Source organism: Cryobacterium sp. HLT2-28 (genome assembly GCF_004402495.1).
Classification (GTDB): Bacteria; Actinomycetota; Actinomycetes; order Actinomycetales; family Microbacteriaceae; genus Cryobacterium; species Cryobacterium mannosilyticum.
In genome coordinates this window covers 81,806-102,875 of the sequence record NZ_SOFH01000022.1, presented here as the reverse complement: position 1 = coordinate 102,875, position 21,070 = coordinate 81,806, and the positions used below count along the sequence as shown (strand labels likewise).

14 protein-coding genes are annotated in these 21,070 nt (G+C 60.7%); 6 read left to right on the top strand and 8 right to left on the bottom strand.

Going from position 1 to position 21,070, the window contains the following annotated elements; all coding sequences use genetic code 11:
- Positions 1-102: 102 nt before the first annotated feature.
- Positions 103-1,275, bottom strand: a complete 1,173-nt coding sequence (locus E3O48_RS11250) for a cation:proton antiporter (protein ID WP_134538888.1) — start codon at positions 1,273-1,275, stop codon at positions 103-105.
- Positions 1,276-1,296: 21 nt separating this feature from the next.
- A complete protein-coding gene (locus E3O48_RS11245; protein WP_134538886.1) occupies positions 1,297-1,680 on the bottom strand; it encodes a hypothetical protein in 384 nt (127 codons plus the stop codon).
- 217 nt (positions 1,681-1,897) lie between these two features.
- On the opposite strand from E3O48_RS11245, the gene E3O48_RS11240 reads away from it, so the two are divergent.
- Positions 1,898-3,181 (top strand): GAF domain-containing protein, encoded by a 1,284-nt coding sequence (locus E3O48_RS11240; RefSeq protein WP_134538884.1) that lies wholly within the window; start codon positions 1,898-1,900, stop codon positions 3,179-3,181.
- Between the two features lie 707 nt (positions 3,182-3,888).
- Here the strand turns inward: E3O48_RS11240 and E3O48_RS11235 are convergent.
- The 5 genes from E3O48_RS11235 to E3O48_RS11215 form a co-directional block, all read right to left on the bottom strand.
- Positions 3,889-4,212: a hypothetical protein gene (locus tag E3O48_RS11235; protein WP_134538882.1), complete on the bottom strand. Its 324-nt coding sequence runs from the start codon at positions 4,210-4,212 to the stop codon at positions 3,889-3,891.
- Positions 4,213-4,929: 717 nt separating this feature from the next.
- Positions 4,930-5,481, bottom strand: coding sequence for an HAD domain-containing protein (locus tag E3O48_RS11230; protein WP_166788683.1), 552 nt, complete (start codon positions 5,479-5,481; stop codon positions 4,930-4,932).
- Positions 5,481-5,858 carry a hypothetical protein gene (locus E3O48_RS11225; RefSeq protein WP_134538878.1) on the bottom strand — a complete coding sequence of 126 codons (378 nt, stop codon included), beginning with the start codon at positions 5,856-5,858 and terminating at the stop codon, positions 5,481-5,483. Before E3O48_RS11225 ends, E3O48_RS11230 begins: the two co-directional genes overlap by 1 nt.
- Positions 5,851-6,642: a metallophosphoesterase gene (locus tag E3O48_RS11220; protein WP_134538876.1), complete on the bottom strand. Its 792-nt coding sequence runs from the start codon at positions 6,640-6,642 to the stop codon at positions 5,851-5,853. The genes E3O48_RS11225 and E3O48_RS11220 overlap by 8 nt, the downstream gene beginning before the upstream one ends.
- Positions 6,639-7,340, bottom strand: coding sequence for a hypothetical protein (locus tag E3O48_RS11215; RefSeq protein WP_134538874.1), 702 nt, complete (start codon positions 7,338-7,340; stop codon positions 6,639-6,641). Before E3O48_RS11215 ends, E3O48_RS11220 begins: the two co-directional genes overlap by 4 nt.
- Positions 7,341-7,462: 122 nt before the next feature.
- On the opposite strand from E3O48_RS11215, the gene E3O48_RS11210 reads away from it, so the two are divergent.
- The gene (locus E3O48_RS11210; protein WP_134538872.1) at positions 7,463-8,053 is read left to right on the top strand and encodes a hypothetical protein; all 591 of its coding nucleotides are present in this window, start codon (positions 7,463-7,465) and stop codon (positions 8,051-8,053) included.
- Positions 8,054-9,245: 1,192 nt separating this feature from the next.
- Here the strand turns inward: E3O48_RS11210 and E3O48_RS11205 are convergent.
- Entirely contained in the window at positions 9,246-10,247 is a 1,002-nt protein-coding gene (locus E3O48_RS11205; RefSeq protein WP_166788682.1) for a nuclease-related domain-containing protein, read from the bottom strand.
- A gap of 497 nt (positions 10,248-10,744) precedes the next feature.
- Between E3O48_RS11205 and E3O48_RS11200 the strand changes: the two genes are divergently transcribed.
- Genes E3O48_RS11200 through E3O48_RS11185 form a run of 4 tightly spaced genes read left to right on the top strand, consistent with a single transcriptional unit; the run spans position 10,745 to position 21,025 of the window.
- Complete coding sequence (locus E3O48_RS11200; protein WP_134538868.1) at positions 10,745-13,657, top strand: SNF2-related protein; 2,913 nt, start codon at positions 10,745-10,747, stop codon at positions 13,655-13,657.
- Between the two features lie 59 nt (positions 13,658-13,716).
- Positions 13,717-15,597 (top strand): site-specific DNA-methyltransferase, encoded by a 1,881-nt coding sequence (locus E3O48_RS11195; protein WP_134538866.1) that lies wholly within the window; start codon positions 13,717-13,719, stop codon positions 15,595-15,597.
- A complete protein-coding gene (locus tag E3O48_RS11190) occupies positions 15,597-18,584 on the top strand; it encodes a DEAD/DEAH box helicase family protein (protein ID WP_134538864.1) in 2,988 nt (995 codons plus the stop codon). The genes E3O48_RS11195 and E3O48_RS11190 overlap by 1 nt, the downstream gene beginning before the upstream one ends.
- The gene (locus tag E3O48_RS11185) at positions 18,584-21,025 is read left to right on the top strand and encodes an AAA family ATPase (protein ID WP_134538862.1); all 2,442 of its coding nucleotides are present in this window, start codon (positions 18,584-18,586) and stop codon (positions 21,023-21,025) included. The genes E3O48_RS11190 and E3O48_RS11185 overlap by 1 nt, the downstream gene beginning before the upstream one ends.
- Positions 21,026-21,070 lie beyond the last annotated feature (45 nt).

Genomic DNA, 21,070 nt, shown 5'->3' with positions numbered 1-21,070 from the left:
TGCAGTATGAGCGGGAAACCCGTGCACTGACCGCATCAACGCTGTGCGCCCGCCGGGAATTCCGAAGAGTGCCCTCCGGAGTCCGAGAGGAGGCCCGCCGCGTCAGGGGGTCGCGGTCTCCGGGGGGCGTCGCGGGGAGACCGGCTCGGCCTCCGGAGGCGCGGCCGCCCGCCCGCCCGCGATCGCGGACACCCCGATCGTGACGAGGGCCCCCAGGATCAGCGCCGCGGCCTCGCCGGGCAGCAACAGGTTCGACTGGCTGCCGATCGTCACCGCGGCCACCGGCACCCCGAGCTGCGCGGCCGACATCAGGCCGAGCGGCAGTGGCAGCCCGAGGGCGCGCGTGACGGCGTGCGCCAGCACTGCGGCGACCCCCAGCGTCAGGCCGAGCAGGATCATCTGCGGCCGGTTCAGGAGGTCGAGCAGGTTGAGGGAGGCGCCGAGCCAGACGAAGAACAGCGGGCCGAGGAATCCGTCGGCGATGGCGAACAGTTGCCTGGCCAGTCGCCTCGGTTCGCCGACGGCGGCAACGGCCAGCCCGAATGAGAACCCGGCCAGCATGATCGACACGTGGCTGTAGACGGCCAGGGCCGCCATGCCGAAGAGGACCGCGAGCTGGATCCGCAGTTCCAGGGCGAACTTGCGCGACTCCGACAGGTGGTGCAGCCGCAGCCTGGCCCCGGTCGCCTCCAGCCGGGAGAGCACGAGGTAGAGCACCACGGATGCGCCGGCCACCGCGGCCGCGCCGAGCGCCGCCCGGCCGGCGTTGGGCGGGTCGATCGCCAGCGGCAGCGCCACGATCGCGGCGATGTCCGCGATGGCGACCTGCGCGATCACCTCGAGCACCGGGGTGCCCTTCAGCCGCAGGGAGTCGATGATCGGAAGCACCAGGGCGGCAGACGACGACGCGAGCAGCACGATGTAGAGGGGGGCGTGGTTGATGCCGAAGAGCGCGGCGATCCCCGCCCCGAGCCCGGCGGCGACCACGGCAGTGCCGGTCGCGCGGGCAGCCCCCCTGCGCAGCGCGGAGCGGTTCTGACCGTCCCGCAGGGGCACGTGGGTTCCGGCGACGAACATCATCAGTGCGAAGCCAACGTCGGCCAGCAGCGTGATCGAGGGGTCGGTCGAATCCACCAGCCGGAGGCCGCTCTGCCCGACGACGATCCCCGCCAGAAGCTGACCGAGCATCACCGGCAGGCGGGCGCGGCGCGGGATCGCCAGGAGAGGGCCGAGCAGTGCGACGACCGAGATGATCGCCAGGGTCTGGAAGGTCATCGCGGCCGGGTCCAGGGTCGGTCAGAGCGTCAGGTCGGCGAGCCGCACGGGGATGTCGGTGTTCTCGTTGGTGAGGTAGGTGGCACACACCCGGTGGTACCCGTCTGCGATGTGCAGTGGCACCCCGGCGGGGAGATTGCCGCGCACGAGCAGGATCGGGGACAGTCTCACCCCGTCACGGATCAGTTTCAGGTAGGCGGCCACGTGCGGATTGGCGGCGTCGAGCAGCGGCAAGCCGCTGGCCCGGAGGATGTCCTTGGCCTTGTGGTGGGTGAGCGGGGCCGCCTCCAGCGCGCCGACGGTGGCGTCGACGGCGCTGTCGTTCACGAGCAGATGCAGGTAGTTCGCCGCCTTCGGGAAGTCGTCGGCGTCGGGCTGGTCGAGCCACTTCACTTTCCTGGACATTCTGACCTCTCCTCGTGTCTCGTCGTTCTGAAGCTTGTTCCGGCTCGTTCCGGCCAGTTCCCGGTCGTAACCATCTGGTCGATAGCTTGAGCGTAGTGGGACCGGCCGGAATCCGGCCGTCTGCGTTCCCCGAAGATGGGCTGGTGGGGGAGCTGCTCGAGTGTTTGACTCCGACACGGGCAGACTGCCCGGACGGGCCCGAGGCGGGAGACGCTCAGTGGCGAAGATGACTCGGTGGCCGGCCCACCCGTTCGACGGCTGGACATCCGCTCCGTTCCGACTGGCGCTGGCGCCGCTGATGCGCGCCTGGGTGATCCTGAACTTCCGCGACCTGGAGAACATCCCCCGGCCCTCGGATGCGCCCCAGGCCCATTCCGCCGGTCTCGACTCCGACCGGGTGCTGCTTTTCGGCAGCGGGCCGCTGGTCGGCTGGGGAGTGCTCAGCCACGACCTGGGCATACCGGGGGCACTCGCCAGGGCGCTGACCCGGCGCACCGGCCGCGGGGCGGACGTCGACGTCATTGCCGACCCCCGGATGCTCATCGGGTCGGCCGTCGGTGCCCTCGACGGGGCCAGGCTCTGCCGCTACGACGCGATCGTCGTGTTCCTCGGCGTCGGCGACGCCGTCTTCTACACGGCGACGAGCCAGTGGCGGCGCGCCGTTACCGACCTGCTCGCACGGCTGGAGCGCTCGACCTCCCAGACCACGCAGGTCTATATCGTCGAGGCCGCGGGCATCCGTTCCATTCCGATCTTCGACTCCGTGCTGGGCACACTCGCCGAGCGGCACGCGCAGCGCCTGAACCGGATCACCCGAGCGGTTTCCGCGCCGATGCCGCGCACCACTCTGCTGTCGATCGCGCCCGATCTGCCGGAACGCCGTCAGTACCAGGACTACCGGGCGGCCCCGGTTTACGAGCAGTGGGCTGAGTTGCTGGCCTCTGTCCTGACGCCCGCCCTTGATCCGGCGCCGCATCGGCACGAGAGTGGGGAGGCCGATCCGTTGGAGCCTGACGGTGCACAGCGGAGGGAGGCAAGGCGGCAACGCGCTGTCGATGAATTCGACCGGCCCGACCCGGACTATCAGGGGCTCCTCGGCCCGATCGTCGAGCTTGCGCTCACCTCGTTCGGCGCGGACGGGGCATCCTTCAGCCTCGTGGACGGCGAGCGGGTCAGGATGTCGTGCACCGCCGGGCGCGACCGCGGCGAGTTGCCCCGTGCCGGCTCATTCTGCAACCTCGCCATCAAGGAATCGGGAGTCACGGTCATTCCCGACGCCCGGGCCGATGAACGAATCCGCAACGGTCCGACTGCCGCAGGCAGGCCGGAGGTTCGGTTCTACGCCGGGTTCGCGATCGAGTCTCCCTCCGGCGAACGGATCGGGGCCCTGTGCGTGTTCGGGGCGGAGCCGCGAGCGGAGGCGGACGTCAACCTGGTTCTGCTTCGAGAACTCGCTCTCACTGTTCAGGGCGAGCTGGCCCGGCAGGCCAGTCACGCCTGACTCACTCGGGTGCCGGTGGCATCCGGTTCCGCGCACCCCGACCGCGACACAAGTGGGCCCCGTCGGGCTCGAACCGACGACCCAAGGATTAAAAGTCTTTGGCAGGGTTCAACCATAGCCCGAGTTTTCCCGTAATCGCCCGTGAATTCAACGGTTTATGGTAACCGGCAATAACAGGAAATCACGCAATAGCGTGGGCAAGTGTGGGCAAAAAATGGGCACCATCGTCACTGCCGATCGCGTGAATCGGTCTGACCCTGCACCAATCTCAAGTGGCCATATCCTCGACCTTTGTTTGGTAGTCCCTCGTAGAGTTCGCTTGGTTCGATGGCGACCTTGGCAACTCGTCCAGCCAAGAGCCTGCCGAAATTCAGTGCGCCTGACGCATTGCTCATGACGCAAAGCTAACGCATCAATTCGTCAAGATTCGCGGCGCTCAATTCGAATAACTTCTCCGACACGCCATTCATCAACACCACCAACCCCGCCATGGGTGGTCCAAATCAGCGGTTGGCCTACCTTGCACACGAGGCTCCTCAGTGCGCTTGGCCCGATCTGTGGCAGTCCATGCCTTGAGCGGGTGAGGGGTGTCCACTCCCCGTGGATCATGCATCTCTCCGGTGTCAGAACGATCGTTGCGATGTCACCCATTGACGTGGTCACACGCCAGGTACCGAACTGGCCTGGGCCAACGATCTCGTCGACAGTCATTTGGTGTGCTCCCCGGCTTGGCGGTCACACGGACGGGTTTCGTTCATTGAAAACTCCTTGCGGTCAGACACCGAGTCGTTGTTCTCGTCGGAACCGTAGATGAGCCGGTCTAGGTGAAGTCTGACCATGAACTCGCTATGGTGCCCTACCGTGCACGAAAGTATGTTCAGTAGCTGAAGCGGGGTGTCTTCACTGCGGAGCCTGACCTGTTCGTCGATTAGCTTCGCAGGGATCTGGGTGAGTGTCCCAGAGCCGAAGTCGATCGTGTGCTGGGTGCAGGATGCGGACGTGTCCACGAAGCTATCGGTGGCGGTGTCCATGAGCGTGAGTGACTCTTTTTTGCTCCATGCCACCGCTGTTCACTGTGTGCATCGAGGTCCTCCAGCCAGGTCGCATCCCCACGCTTGGCGGTGGAAGTCAAACGTCTGAGCGCAAGGCCCGCGTCGCGTGGATGCTGACCAGTACGTTCACTATTGCTGCCACTGAGTCCTGGCGATGAAGCCACTTCGGGTTTGGCGTATTGATTGCGTCGAGAATCCGGAAGATTTCCTGAGCGAGGTCCAGCGCAGCATCACGGTTGTCAGTCCTCATAGCTAGGCTCCCTTCGAAATTTCGTTCATCGATGGTTCTGGTCGTGCTCGCTGATCCCGGTTTGCCCTGAACTCCAGCCCGGCTACGACGGCGGCTGGGTTGTGTCGCCCGTGATCTTTTGGATGCGCTGAATTGTGGAAGTGAGGTTAAAGCGAAAGTCGATTAGATAGTCGCCCGGCATCGTCCAATAGCCTCTCTCGCCCACGCGGCACGTGAAGAGTTCTTTCAGCCTTCGTGGGCCGTCGTTGATATTGGCTGGTGCATCGGCGCCAGGAACGCGTGTGACGGTTCCGCGGTCTAGGTCGAATATGTGGTTGCTGTCCCTCGTGTAAACGCACCACAGTCCTCCTTCTGTCCCAGTCAGCTCAAGCTTTTCGGGGACATCAGTATCCTTCGCCTGTTCGTTCATCACCTCTCGTTCGGCATCTTCCGAAGAAGGGGCACCGTCAGATTGTCTTGGCATCGTCAGGCAGTCGTTCCAGCCATTCACTCATCTGTTCAACATGCTCGGGTGTCAGGCCGGCTATCGGGCTGGTGGGGATCAAGAGGGACGGCGTCCCTGTTGTCTTTGCCAGGATCTTGTGACCGTGCAAGGACACTTCCTGGTCGTCTATCCAGATGAAGGGTGTTGGTGAGGCTGCTTGGTCTTTGATTAGGCCTCGGCCTTTCCACCAGCCCGAGGCTTCGATGACCGGGCTGAATGGCGGGTCGTAGGGCAGCACTCGGCCGCCCGCAAGGCCTTGGATCGTCGGCACCAGATGTGTCAGCACGAAGTTGTTCTCGTTCCAGGTGGTCAGCCAAACCAGCTCGATATCGAACGTGGTTCGGAGGACATCCAAGGCGAGGATCAGGTCTGGTGCCCAGTGGATGGTGAAGTCGTCGGTGTACCCCCCGGGGTGATGGATCGTCATGGAGGTACTTGTCGCCTCTCCCCAGATGAACTTTGCGTTGCGCGCGTTGAGTACGCCGTCAACATCTAGATAGAGCCGGGCACGCATCAACGCCTCTCCGCTTCAGCCTGGAGGACGGGCGGAGTCTGAGATTCTACAAGACGCTCGATGCGCACGACTGTTGTCGTTGTGCGTACCGTGTCGATGACCCGGTCAGGGCTGAGCCTGACCTGGAACTGGGCGGGGCGCCCGACCGTACACGAGATAACAGCTTGAAGCCCAACAGGAGTGCCGTCACAGCGGAGCTTGGTCGGTTCATCGCCGAGTTCCCCTGCTGTGCGGGTCAGCGTTCCGGAGTCGAAGTCGATCGCGTGTTGGGCGGAGGATGCCGATGTGACGACGTAGCAACCGGTGGCGGTGTCCATGAGGGTGAGCAACTCTTTCTGGTCGGTGCCACGGCTATTCGCTTTGTCGGATTCAGGCACCGAGGTCCTCCAGCCACTTCGTGCTCAGGTTCTTGAGGTTGAGAACCAGCACGTTGCCGACGGCCTGCTCGGCCGCGAGGGAGAATATGCGTTGCCCGGTGGGCAAAGTCGTCGTGTCCCGAACGTGGAAATGGCCGTGGACGAGCGTGTGCGGCTGAACGGCGTTCCAGGCGTCCGTGATCATTCGTGCGCTGCCGGCGGCGTAGTCCAGAGCCGCCTCGCTCCACCCTTGGGGGTTAATCGATCGGATTTGCTCGACCATTGGCGTTCCCGGTATCGGGGCGTCATGGGTGATCATGATGTCGGCCCGCCCTCCGGCCTTGATGTGCTCGAGATCGGCGCCGGTGGGTAGTTCCTCAGGCCACCAGTTGCGTCGAGGAGTTCGGTATTCGTAATCGATCGACGCGCTCCCGCCGAAGCTCACGAACGAGCGCCCGCCATGCACCCATCGATACCCCCGGGGAAACACAGCGATACGCGGGCGAACAAGGAACGGTTCTGGGTCCGCCACGCTCAGGGCTGAATCTAGATAGGCCCAGTCCTCGTGGTTACCCGGCGTCACGGAGATTCCGATCCCCAGATCCGCCGCGTAGCCGTTGACGGTATTCAGGAACTTCGTGCCACTCTTGTCCGGCCAAATCGCGAAGTCACCGACGTGATAGACCCTGGTGATCCCGGCATCGGAGAGTCGTTTCAGGGTCTGAAATACACCGTCTGACACTCCGTGCCAGTCGCCGGCGAATGCGACCGTCGTTGAGCCATCGTCTAGTTCCCAGGTGTTCATTGCTCAGCCGTCCACAGTTCGCGGGTTTTCTTGATGGTGATGTGTGCTGGCTCGCCGTCAACCCGGTGTCGGCGCCAGATGAGGGAAACGTCGCGGCCTAGTACTCGGGAGAGGTACAGCCGCAGGATTTCGGCAGACCGGGCCGACGCCTCACCCGTCGTCTCGAAGATGAACTCAACGGCTGCTGTGCTTGCGATGTCGGTTCGGTCAGCGACGGGTCCGGTCGCCAATAGTTTGTTAACGCCTCCCCATCGGCAGGCTTCACCGAGGACCTCCAGGTATTTGTCTACTAGGTAGCTGGTCTGGTTCCTATGACCCGCCGCCGCCCCAAAGACGTTGTCGCTAGATCGCAGGGTCAGGTGGGCTTTGGCGATTTGGCAGTAGGACGTGACCAAGTTCATGTGGACTCGTCGGCACCAGGCGAGGAAGTGTTCGGGCACGGCTGGGTGAGCCTTCTGCCTGATCTGGGTGCTCGGCCCGTCCCAGAACGTTAACGCGCTGACCCCATCGAGAACCGCGTAGAGCTCGATGTAGCCCCATTCATCGCACATGCACCAGAGGTTGGCGCGATCAGCCTCGGCAGGACGGGGCAGCGTGTCTTGGCGTACGTCCACGCTGAATCCACGGCTGCCGCTTCCCCTGGATTCGATTCTGACCCTTGGGCCGGGGTGCTCTGTCGAGGCCAACACGTTGCTCATGTAGGGACGGTACAGCTTTCAGATCCCTGAATTTTTCTCTTTGCGCGCGCCGGTAAGTTTCACTCACCCTCCGCGCATGACTCCTCCGACGGCACACACCGTGTGCCACGAAGGAGTCCCACGTGGATATCAAGACTTACCAGGCGTTGCTCGACCGCTATGAAAGACTGGACAAGTCACCAGACTCTGATCTCTCCGAGGACGACCGGCGCTCGCTCGACTTCTATCGCGCAGAGATGCGGTACATGAGGACCGGACACGTCGACGATGTGCACGCACCCCTGAAGGTCCGCAAGTGGATCGTCAACGTCGCCAAGCTCGACGATTTCAATCTCCGATACAGGCGTGCGCCTCACAAACAGGCGTACCCGCCCCGAGACCAGGCCGCGCGGGAAGAAAACAGGCTGGCGGAATGGGTTGACTACCGCCGAGGCGCATGGGACACGCTATGCACTTATCAGCGAGAACGCCTGCTATGTATTCCCAGTTTCGAGTTGGACCCGCATAGCAACCAATGGGATGCGCAGATCGAGCGGTACAACCGAGTTGTCGAACATGTCGGTCGCGCTCCGATCGTGACGAGCGACGAGGAGGAAGAACGACTCGCCGCTGGGTGGGCCACTCGCGTGCGGAGCAGGATGCGACAAGGGACACTCCCGAAACACCGGGCCGACGAGGTTGGCGCCCTGAAGTACTGGTGGTGGGAGAAGTGAGGAAGAGCGCCGTTCGCATCGGATGCAACGAACATGCTTCGTCTCATGCCAGCCAGCCCCACGAACACCGAGCCCGGCTCACGGGTACCCTGCTTTCATGGACGCTCACATTTCTCGGCTACCAGGCCACGGACCGGACGACGACGAGCCTGTTGAGTTGCTTGGCACCGAAGCCTGGCTCTCGACAGTCGGCGATTTTGGAGAGGCCGGCTCTCGACTTCCCAGCACGGGGAATTCCGATGCTGGCATCGGCAGGGACCCTGTACGAACCTGCAAGCCAATTTTGTGACGAGGCGACAGAAATCGATGCTTGGCATCTGCATGGCCGCGCACAACCTTCTTGCCGCTTTGACAAGGGACGAAACTGCCATTCTTCAAGTCGACTCGAGAACCTCCGCGGGCGAATCTGGGCCTACGTCACCCAAGAATAATCGTCGTCGATCCGGTCCATCCAACTCCGAGCTTTGCTACTGTCGACGCGGCGAATACTGGTGTTGATGGCCCCCGCAGCGAAGTACGTGGCGACCCGCAGATAGTCCACGATCTCGGCTGCCGATGCATGCCTCACCAGGCTGGCTTGGAACGCGCGTCGTCCAGTGTCGTCTGGCCTTACGTGAGTGAACCCATTGCGATCCTCTACAAAATCGCTGAGCCATGTGCCTCTCGAAATCCTGTTGTAGAGGCCGACGGGCATGGTCGCGGAGAGAGATCGGACCAATATGTCCATGGAAGTGTGAAGGCTCTTGGACTCTTGGAGACCTTCTGCGATTCCCGCCAGCCGCCAAAGGACCGCAGTTCGGTGCAATTCGGGCCAATCATGCCCTTCAACGGCTTGGGCAACGTGTGTCATTAGGCCGTTATAGGCATCTCTGACATCGTCCTCGAGTACATCGGTGGGCAACGCGGCGGGGAGGGATAGATCAAGACTGCCAATCGGACGGCCGACAACCCATGCAAACATCCCTAGTTGGCCTCGGGGAAGGCCCGGCCTTCGTTACTCTCACAAAGAAGTCCGTCCGCTACCTACGATCCAGCGTCGACGACTGGGAGGCGCAGCTCACGGCCTGGAACGAAAGACTCTCGGCGTGATGAATGCCTGTGTGGCCGGGCAAGGCGTCTAGGACGCCTTCGATTCGTGCTCGAGGGTGTCCTCTGCCAGGGCGCGCCGTACACTCGACATGCCAACCTGCGGCTAGCGGGTGCTGACGTACCAAATGGTCAGCCCGACGCAGATGGCGACGAGCTTGATGATCTCGGCCTGGCGCTTCTCCTTCGCTTTCTGGGCTCTCTTGCTGGGCCGGGCGGCGCGGGGCTTCACCGCCGTTGGCTGACGGGTGCGCGTGGTTGCCGGGGAGGCCGTGGTGCGCGGGCGCAGGATGACGGGTGGCGTCGCCTCGTCCACGACGCGGTCGCTTAGCGCGTGGAATGCTTCGGCGATCTCGGCGGGTTCCTCGATGGAGTGTGGGCCCGCGTGCCAGGTCCCGGGTTGCGCTGCCGCGGCGACGATGGCGGCGACCTGTTCGACGCTGAAGATGGGGCGGCCGCTGACGGTGGCGCAGAGGTCGCGGGAGTCGATGATGCGCAGTTCGACACCGTCGCCTTCGGGCGGGGCCTTCCGGGTGATGCTGGCCGGGTCGACGAGAGCGATGACACCGCAGACGGGGACCGTCATCCCGGTCGCCAGGGAGAGCATCTTCTCCGCACGTTTCGCTTCCTGGCTGGCCTTCCGAATGTACGGCTGCTTATGATTGCCGACCATGAACCCGCGCCCGGCGACCCAGATTTTCTGGCCCGCGTGCCGTTTCGTATTGATGGTGAACACCCCGGCTTGGCTGATGACGACGTGGTCGATGTCGCTCTCGCCCTTCCCGACGGGAACGGAGTGCAGAACGGACCATTCCGGGCCGAGCTGCGCGAGGTGCGCGCCAACCTGGATCTCCCCGAGCGCGCCGATCCGCCACGGCACAGCGGCGTCTGTCAAGAGCACGGCGCCGGTCTCGGGGACGATCTCTCCGGATTCCGCTTGGCGGCGGAGCACCTCGATCATGAGGCCCTGCCCGGGGACGTTGCCCCGGAGGTCCCGGATGACCCGGGGCGCCGCTCTACGCCCGGCTCCGGGCGTGTGCGGGCGCGCCACTGTCTGGTCTACTGCCGTCTGGTCTGCTGCCTGGTTCCCTCCCCCCTGGGATTCCATGACTACTTCCATTCGCTCGGATCGCCGCAAAGCAGGCATTAATCCTTGCCTGAATCTTCGGCGATGTTGTAGATGCAGTGCGGGCCGGGAACGCGGGAACCCGCTCCGTCCGACTGATTGCTGACTCCCCAGAGGTTACCGCTGGACTGGACCGTTTCCCCTCGTTCCGAATGGTCGATATACCCCCAGAACCGCCGCTTCTCCGCAGGTCCACGGCGGGTCTCCAGACCTAGAACATGTTGTCGATCTGAGGCTCAGCCTTGCGAAAACGCCCACCTGCAAGCGAACCCACGCGCGCAGACAGTCAGAGCAAGAAGCCTCATGTGGCAATCCGCCAGTATTGTTTGATCAGGCGTGGGGAATAGGACGCGCATGCATTTGTGTGGACAAGGGGGAGGGTGAATGGATGCGCGCTGTCGAATCTACTTGCCGATCGTGGGGCACTCGTTTTCTTCCAGCACCTGGATTCTTGATCCGATGACGGATGGCCCTTCACTGTGACGTATCCACTCACCAATTACCAGGCGAAGTATTACGCGCATGAATTGCAGCGCAGCTACGCCAACGATCACGTGGGCAAGCTCGCCGGCCTTTTGTTCGACGCTCAAGTCGAGCCGAAGCCTCACCAGATCGATGCGGCACTCTTCGCGCTTCAGACACCCTTTCTGCCGGGTGTGATCCTTGCCGACGAGGTCGGCCTCGGGAAGACAATCGAGGCGGGCATAGTCATCTCGCAGTATTGGGCTGAGCGGCGGCGCAGTATCCTCATCATCACTCCATCGAGTCTTCGCCAGCAATGGCAACAGGAGCTGCACGAGAAGTTCCTGATCCCGTCCTCGATCCTTGATCGAAAGACGATGGATGCGGTTCTGGCACAGTCCGGTTCGCACTCATCGCAGGTACTGATCTGCTCGTACGAGTTCGTATTGCGGCACGAGCAGTCGTTGCTAAAAGCATGGGATCTCGTCGTTGCCGATGAGGCCCACCGCCTACGTAACTATTGGACGGGTAAGACGAAGGCTGCCGAGGCCGTCGCCCATGTCGTCGGCAGCGCACACAAGACGGTTCTGCTGACAGCCACCCCGCTGCAGAACAAGCTGGAGGAGCTCTACGGACTGGTGTCCGTGTTTGATCCGAGCTATTTCTACTCGCTCGAAGCGTTCCGGGAGCGGTACGTCAAAAACCGTGATCTGAATGGTGACGACGACTTGGTCGAGCGAGTCGCAACGATTTCGAAACGAACGCTGCGCCGGGATGCAGACAAGTACATCCACTTCACCAAGCGTCTACCGCTGACGGTGGAGTTCACGCCCTCCCCCAACGAAGTGAAGCTGTACGACCTCGTCAACGACTACCTACAGCGCGACGAGCTGTTCGCCTTCGCTGGATCCCAGCGTCACCTGTCAGCGCTCATAATCCGCAAGCGACTGGGATCTTCGACGTACGCCGTGGCGAGCACGCTCGAGAATATTGCGAACCGCCTCGCGAGCGAAGTGGCGGCCGGCCAGCGTCGAGACAACCGCGGTGGACTAGTCGCTGCTGACTTCGTGGTCGATGACGAAATCACCGGCGAAGAGCTGGAAGAGGCTGAGGAGATCGAGGCCACCATTCAAACCACGGCAGGCTTCTCGGCGCTCGGGGAGGGTTCGCTGGACGAGACGCTTGCGCGGGAAATGCAGGCCGAGGTCGGGGAACTACGTGAGTACGCCGAACTTGCACGGTCGATCACTGTCAATCAGAAGGCGGTCAAGCTTGGCGAGGCGATCGACCTGGGGTTTGAACGTCTCCATGAGCTGGGGGCACCGGAGAAAGCGATCATCTTCACCGACTCGACCAAAACGCAAGAGTACATTGCCCGCACTCTGAAGGATTCAGGCCGTGGCGAGGGTGTTGTGCTCTTCAACGGCTCGAACAACTCGCCGGAGCAGACGTCGATCTACCAGGCATGGCTCAGGGCCAACAAGGACGGAGACTTGATCACGGGCATTGTCTCCGCCGATCGGCGCAAGGCGTTAGTGGACTACTTCCGTGCCGAAGGCAAGATCATGATCGCGACTGAGGCAGCCGCCGAGGGCATCAACCTGCAGTTCTGCTCGATGCTGGTCAATTATGATCTGCCGTGGAACCCGCAGCGAGTTGAGCAGCGCATCGGACGGGTGCATCGATTCGGACAGAAGCACAACGTCGTGGTCGTCAACTTCTCCAACAAAGGCAACATTGCAGAGCAGCGCATTCTCGAACTGCTAGCGAACAAGTTCCACCTCTTCGAGAGCGTCTTTGGTGCCAGTGATGAGGTTTTGGGTGCGATCGAGGACGGGCTCGACTTCGAGAAGATGATCGGCGAGATCCTGACTCGCTGTCGGACGGCCGATGATCTCAATATCGCGTTCAAGGAGCTCGAAGGGCGGTATGCATCTGAAATCTCCCGGGAGATGGCAACTGCCAAGGCGAAGGTATTTGACAACCTTGATCCCCACGTCCAAGACCGTCTCAAGGCATATGACGCGCAGTCAGGCGAGGTCCTCAACAAGTTTGAGCGCCTGCTGCTAGCGGTGACCAGGCACGGGCTCCACTCTCTTGCGACCTTTGAGGGTGACGGGCGAAACTTCGTGCTTCACGAGTCACCGATCAACGATGCACCGACCGGGCGATACTTCTTCAAGTCGCGGCCGCTGGAGAACGCACACCAGTACCGATACTCGAGCGCGCTGGCCCAGCATGTCGTCGACACTTCGAAGTCCCAGTACACCCCTCCTCGGGAACTGACCTTTTCGTTGAGCGCGTCTGAGCGCGCGAGCAGCGCTGTCAAGGCGTTGGAAGGCTCCAGCGGTGAGCTGACGGTTAACCTCGTCACGTTCAGCATGAAGGCCCGCGACGAAGATGTCTCCGAGTCGTACATCCTGGCGGGTGGGCTGACTGACGATGGCGGGTGGCTGGACGACGAGTATGCCGCTGACATACTCGACCTGGCGTGCACCAGTATCGGTGAGCAGGCGGTGGCAATTGACGAGGCTCGATTCACGCCTCAGCTCACCGCCCGACGCAGCGAGTTGGGGAAGGAAGTTCAAGGCCGCAACTCTCGTTACTACGACCAGCAAGAGGAACTGATTTACCGCAATCAACAGGACCGCAAGGCTGAGCACGAGGGTGCGATCCGGGACTACCGGGCCAAGGAGAAGGAAGCGCGCAAGCTTGCCCGCCAGGCCGACGACCCGATGGAGCAGCTTCGCTTGAAGAAAGAAGCCCGTAAGTGGGAGCAGCGCGCTGAGGATGCGGACGAGAACTTCCGAGGGACTCGCCAACAACTCCGCGCCGAAGCAGACAAATTCCTGGATCTCATCGAGCAGTCACTTCAGGGCACGCAGAACACTGAGCACTTGTTTACGATCCGATGGCGGATTGCCGCATAGACGACGGGCCATTCAGAAGCCCGATGCAAATTGTTGATACTACGAAAGAGATTCACCGAATGACTCACGATATCTACGAAACGGCATCTGCCACCCCGAACTTTCAGACCGAACTGGCAGCGCAACTTGCCGATCTGATCCCCGAGGCCATTGCCGACGGCAAACTTGATGTGGAGAAGCTCAAGGAGTTGCTCGGGTCGGACGTCGCTGACAGCAGCGAGCGATTCGGTCTGTTCTGGCCCGGCAAGAAGCGCGCCCTTCGTGCTGCGCAGGAGCCTACGACAGCGACTCTGAATCCCGACTTCGAGAACTCGAAAGACTGGGAAACGACGCAGAACATCTTCATCGAGGGCGACAACCTCGAAGTGCTGAAAGTGCTGCAGAAGCACTATCACAACAAGGTCAAACTGATCTATATCGATCCGCCGTACAACACGGGCAAGGACTTCGTCTACCCGGACAATTTCAAGGAGGGACTGGACACCTACCTCGAATGGACCCGCCAGGTCAACGAGGAGGGAAAGAAGGTCTCGACGAATAGCGAGGCCGAGGGGCGATACCACTCGAACTGGCTCAACATGATGTACCCGCGGCTCAAACTCGCGCGCAACTTGATGACTGACGATGGTGTGATATTCATCTCGATTGACGACAATGAAGTGGCAAACCTTCGTCGTCTGTGTGATGAAATCTTCGGTGAGAATAACTTCATCGCGGACGCGATTTGGCGCTCAAAAGATAATAGTAACAATGACGCCAAGCGGTTCTCTCTAGACCACAATCACACCCTCATCTATGCCAGAAGTAGCCAGTGGGTTCCCGCAAGGATCTCGGACGAAAATAAGCAGGGGCACTTCAAGAACCCGGACGCTGATCCCAGAGGCCCGTATTTTGATGGCAACCCTCTCAACTCACCCAATTATCGAGAGAACCTGACCTACATCCTCACCTCTCCCCAGGGCATCGGAATTGATCCTCCGAAGAATGGATGGCGATGGTCGAAAGAGGCCATGCAAGAGAAGATTGCTTCTGGCGAGATACGTTTTACACCCGATGGCAAGAGCATTCGGCGGCGAACCTACCTTTGGGACACGAAAGGGCTGCCACCATCCAGCTTATGGATTGACCTCGACCGGACTGGGCACAACAGACAAGCCAAGTACGAGTTGATGAGACTCATGCCTGAGGACGTTTTCGATACCCCGAAGCCAGTCAAACTCTTGAAATACATTCTGCAGCTGGCATCCGTTGGTCCAGACGCGATTGTGTTGGATTTCTTTGCGGGCAGTTCCACCACAGCTCACGCTGTAATGCAACTGAACGCTGAAGACGGTGGGAGGCGTCGGTTCATCATGACTCAGCTACCGGAGCCAACGCCCGACAAGTCGGAAGCGAGAGAAGCAGGCTTCAATACAATTGCTGATATCTCTCGCCGACGAATCGTGCTGGCCGGTGAGACGATCCTTGCCGAGTCTGGCGACCAGCTTGATACGCCGGACGCTCCACTCGACCTAGGATTCCGGGCATTCAAGCTCGCCGATACGAATTTCTCGAAGTGGAAAGTCTCCAGCGACGTAGAGGAGAACGCACTGCAGCACCATCTGCTGAGCCTCCGCGACAGTGCTACTGACGACGCGACCGCAGACGTACTGCTTACGGAGATACTTCTTAAACAGGGCTATTCCCTGACCGAAGCAGTCTCCGCTGCGGAGGTGGCTGGCCTCGAAGTCAGGATCGTTCGTGACCCGGACGGTGACGTTGGCGTGCTCGCCTACCTAAACGAGCACGTCAAGCCGACGCTGGACCAACTCCGGGACTTCGTCAATGAATCGCCGACGCGCATCATCATCCTTGAAGACGCCTTCCACGGCGACGACGAACTCAAGACCAACCTGGCCCAGCTCGCAAAGAGCAAGGGCATCGAAGTCTGGACGGCCTAATGAGTAGTGCGGGTTTCCAGTTCGACGCCAGCCAGCAGTATCAGCTCGACGCCATCAACTCGGTCATCGGATTGTTTGACGGCCAGCCGAAAGACGCCGAAAAACTCATCACGACGCTTCGCGGATCAGTGGACGTGCACGACTCTGAGGGCCAGGTCAGCTTGGACATCGATCTGACACAGGAGGTTGGTGCGATCGGCAACTGCCTTGTGCTCGAACCCGAACTTATTCTCGACAATATGCAGCACGTCCAGGACCAGGGCGGCCTCGAGGTTGCACCGAGGTTATTCGACTCCGCGCTCGATTTCGACGTCGAGATGGAGACGGGCACAGGTAAAACCTACGTCTACCTCCGCACGATATTCGAGTTGGCCGACAAATACAGCTTCACTAAATTCGTGATTCTCGTGCCAAGCGTGGCAATCCGTGAGGGTGTAAGTACGAGCATCCGCCTCATGCGTCAACACTTTCGCGAGCTTTACCCGGCATTCCCATTCGACTTCTCGGTCTACTCCGGTAAGAACGCCGAGGAAGTGCAGGCATTCGCCACGTCGACAAACGTCCAGATTCTCGTCATGACCATTGACTCGATCCGCGGCGACGCAAACACACGGATCATCCATCAGACCCGCGACAAACTGAACGGCCTGCGCCCGATTGACTACCTCAAGGCCACGCACCCGGTCGTCATCATGGACGAGCCGCAAAACATGGAGTCCCAGCTTTCCCAGTCGGCGATTGGGGAACTCGATCCAGTCTTCACCCTCCGCTACTCGGCGACCCACAAGAAGCAGCGCAACGTCGTCTACCGGCTCGACCCGGTCGACGCGCACGACCTTGGGCTGGTTAAGCAGATCGTCGTCGCTGAGGTGCAACAACAGGGAGCTGACGCCGCTCCGTACATCAAGCTCGTATCGGTCAAGCGGGACCCTAGCTGGTCAGCTCGGCTTGAACTTTCCGTCCGCAGGGCGGACGGCGCGCTGGAGCGCCGTGAGGTGGGTGTGCGCCAGCATCAGGAACTCTCAGGTGAACGCCTTACCAACAACCCGGCATATGAGGGCTGGCGAATCAATGAGATGAGCATCACCTCCAGTGGTGAACCAGCCTCCATCGAACTCACCACGCACGGCCTGCTCTACGAGGGCGAGACCATCGGCGGCGCTACTGGTGCGATCTACAAGGAGATGATCCGTGAGACCATTCGCGAGCACTTCCGCAAGGAATCGATGCTGCGTGACAAGGGAATTAAGGTGCTCAGTCTTTTCTTTGTCGACAAGGTTGCCAGCTATCTCGGCGCTGGAACGACGAACGACAACGCCGATGGAGACTTTGTGCAGTGGTTCGACGAGGTCTTCGTCGAGGAACGCACCAAGTCTGCCCGCTGGCAGGAACTGTTGCCGCAGGCACCGAGCGAGCTGCGCCGGGCCTACTTCTCCCAGATCAAGCGCGGAAAGAATGTCCTGGCGCAGGACTCGACTGGGAAAACGAAAGCAGATGATGACGCGTACGAACTGATCATGCAGGACAAGGAGCGTCTGCTCGATCAAGATGAGCCTGTTCGGTTCATTTTCAGCCACTCGGCGCTGCGTGAAGGTTGGGACAATCCGAATGTCTTCCAGATCTGTACCTTGCGAGAGATGGGCGCCGAAGTCGAGCGCCGTCAGACTATCGGGCGTGGGCTGCGCCTTCCGGTAACCAAGACCGACAAAGGCTACGAGCGTGTTGGCGATCGCGGCGTCGCCACTCTGACCGTCATCGCCAACGAGTCGTATCAGGCGTTCGCCAAGAGCCTCCAGAATGAGTACAAGGCCGCTGGTGTCGAGATCGGCCAAGTGCGTGTCAACGAGTTCGCCAAAATTCCGCGCCAAGATCAGGACGGCGTAGTCACGGAGGATCCGTTCGGCTACGCATGGTCGAAGGAGGTCTACGACCATCTCGCAGCCGATGGCTTCATTAAGGTCGGCAAGGTCACCTCGAAGTTCCTGCCGAATACCATCGGGTTTTCGCTTGGGCTTCCGGCGCATCTCAAGCCTTACGAGACGGAGATCGTTGAACTCGTCGGTCGTGCCAGCATCGAGAAGTACGTCAAGCCGAAGAGCCAGCGTGCGCCGCTCACCCTGAATAAACAGCTCTACACGACTCCCGAGTTCGAGGAATTCTGGCACGCTATCAGCCGCAAGACGACCTACCGGGTGAGAGTGGACCGCGACGAGATCATTCAGAAGACAATTAGCGCGATTCAGGACGCGCCAGCCATCGAGCCGCTTCGCATCCAGGTCACCCGGGCCGGCGTGCGCGTGCTGCGCGGCGGGGCCAAGGGAGAAGAGCTCGGAACCCGATCGGCCGATCTCAAGGGCAGCTACGACCTGCCCAACATCGTCACCGAGCTGCAAGAGGCGACGTCACTGACCCGAAAGACCATCGTCGACATCCTGATCGGCAGTGAGCGATTGGGCGAGTTCATTGGCAACCCGAACGATTTCATCGCGATGACCAAGCGTGTCCTCCAGGGTGAACTAGCGAGGATCGTTGTCGAGGGTATCCAGTACGAGAAGATCGCCGGCAGTGTGTACGAGCTGCGCGAACTGCAGAAGGATGGGCTGGAGGAGAAGGAGCGCTTCCTCGACCATATGTACTTGGTCAAGAACAAGCAGAAGGCTGACTTCGACTACGTCGTCTACGACTCCGACATCGAGCGGCAATTTGCGGAGAAGCTCGACACCCGCGAGGACATCAAGCTGTTCATGAAGCTGCCGGCCAAGTTCAAGATCGACACTCCGGTCGGCCCCTACAACCCGGACTGGGCGATTATCAAGCAGGAGGATGGCGAGGATCGGATCTACATGATCCGCGAGACCAAGGGCACCCTCGACGACTCGAAGCTACGCCCGAGCGAGCTCGCGAAGATCAAGTCCGCCAAGAAACACTTCGCTGCGATCGGCATCGATGACTATGAGCGTTCAGTGCCGGAGAAGTGGAATCTGTAATGCTCCGACGCTTCGAGTCGATAAGAGACTGCGGAATTTTCGAGAACTACCGGTGGAACACGTCTGTTCCTGATTTCGAGCGCATCAACCTGATCTACGGCACCAATGGCGCGGGCAAGACTTCACTCGCTCGCGCACTCGATGGTCTCGATAGCGAGAGCGGCGGGTATCCCCGGGTTTCGATCCGGATGAGCAACGTGAACAAGGGCAACGATCGTCAGAGCAGTCAAACGCACGACGCGGAGTTCGAGCAAGTCTTCGTGTTTAGCGATGGCTACGTCGCTCGCAACCACGACTTCGGCGAGGACAGTGAAGTCGAAGCGGTACTTACGCTCGGTGAGCGCACAGTCGAGAATGAGAGGCGCCTTACTGAACTAAACGGCGTCATCGTGACTACCAGTCGAGAATTGACCAAGGTCGCAAAGACATCACTGAATGCGGATAAGACGCTGACAGAGGAGCACACAACGATCGCCCGAGGCGTCGTTACCGCTCTCAGTCGCGCTGGCGGCGAATACCGCTCCAACGGCAGCTACAGCAAGGGCGTGGTCAGGACACGTTTCGCAGGGTCGCGCACTGCGTGGACATTGCTTTCTGACAAGGACAAAAACACCGCGCTGGCAACCGTCAACTCGGACGAGCGGCAGGCCGTCGCCACCGAGTCGTATTCGTGCACGATTAGGTCGGAATTGCCCTGCGAATCGGCGGAAGCACTTGCAGCCTCGCCGGTTTCCGTGGTCCTCGACACGTTGAGGGAGCACGAGGAGGCATCGAGCTGGGTCGAGAACGGTCGCCTCATCCACGAAGATTTGGATACGTGCATCTTCTGTGGCGGCGATCTCCTCGCGGACAGGAAGAAGCAGATTGAGCAGCACTTCTCAGACGAAGTCGAGGCTGCGCAGCGGACTACCGATGCTCTGATCCAAGAAATCAAAACAACACGAGCCTCGCTGCAGGGTCTGCTTGGCGATGGTGCGATTTCTGGCTCACTGTTCGACGATCTCCGTGACGGCTTCAAGAAAGCCCACGCCAACGCGAAGACCCAGGTTGACGTCCTAGACAAGTGGCTCGAGAGGTTGCTGGGTGCACTAGAAAAGAAGCGGTCCAATGTGGTCGCGCGGGTCGAGTATGACTTCACCCAAGCGCCAGCGGTCGATGGCGCAAAGATCGAGCAGGCTCTGAAAGATCACAATGCCCGTGTCTCCGAGCATGCGACGCTGGTACGGCAGGCTGCAAAGAAGGTTGAGCTGCATCTCCTCAAAGAGTCAGAAGACAAAATAATTGAGTTGGACGAGAATGCCAAGCAGGCCAGGACGGCCATGGGTGACCTCGAAAAGACACTGAGGCAGTACCGCGAGGAAGCCGCCGCGCTCGAGAACGTCGAGGGCGATCCTCTACCGAGCGCTGACGTGATGGCAAAGGAACTAACCCGAATTCTGGGGCGCAACGAGCTGTCATTCGAGTTGCTTCCTGACGGCAAGCACTATCAGGTAACCCGCCACGGCAAGCCTGCGCGTGATCTAAGCACCGGAGAGCGCACAGCGATCACGCTCATCCATTTCCTCGAGAACGTTAAGCGTGCGGACTCGCGCTCTGGCAAGCCGATCGTCGTGATTGACGACCCTGTGTCCAGCCTCGACAATGGCGCTTCGATGGGCATCTCGACTTATATCTGGAGCGAGACTGTCTCCAAGAGTCACATCGGACAGGTCTTTCTGTTGACGCACAACTTCGAACTGTTTCGCCAGTGGGATATCCAGATCGAGGGCCTGCCTGGGAAGCGCGGGGCAACCAACAGGACCTACCCCTCGAACTGCTTCGAGCTGATCGCACCTCATGAAGATGTGACCGGCATAAAGAAACGAGTGCCCAGATTCATTGTCTGGCCTCCGAATGAGGACACGCGAGTGAAGGTTCGATCGTCCTACCACCACGCCTTTATCACCGTCGCCCGCGCTCACGCCGCTCTTGCTGTCGATTCCTCAATGGAGAAGAGGCTCGATGCAATGCTGCTCTATCCGAACGTGTTGCGGCGCATGTTGGAGACCTTTCTCGCATTCAAGAGTCCGACCTCGGTGGGAAACTTCACCAATGCCATGAGGGATATCGGTGCAACCCTGGACGACCTCGGGTACATGGGTGACGCTGACGCGCTTCGGCTTCAGCTCACGCGCTTCATGCATGCCAACTCGCATGCGGAAACGCCCGAGACTGACGCGGCTGTGACTCCCGACGAGATCGGAGCCACCATAACTGCGGCCTTCACGTTCATGAACGCTGTCGACCGGCATCACTTCGAGGGATTATGCAAGGTAATCGCTGTCGAACCATCTGACCTACTGCTCGAGGCGGAGCCCGTCATGGGAGCAAACGATTATGGTCTTGGGGCGGCATCGATACGTGCTGTTGTTGTCGCGGCGCCAGTTGTACTCGTGTCATAGGTCAACACCCAATCCGCGTACCAATGTGGAGTACACCCCAGATGG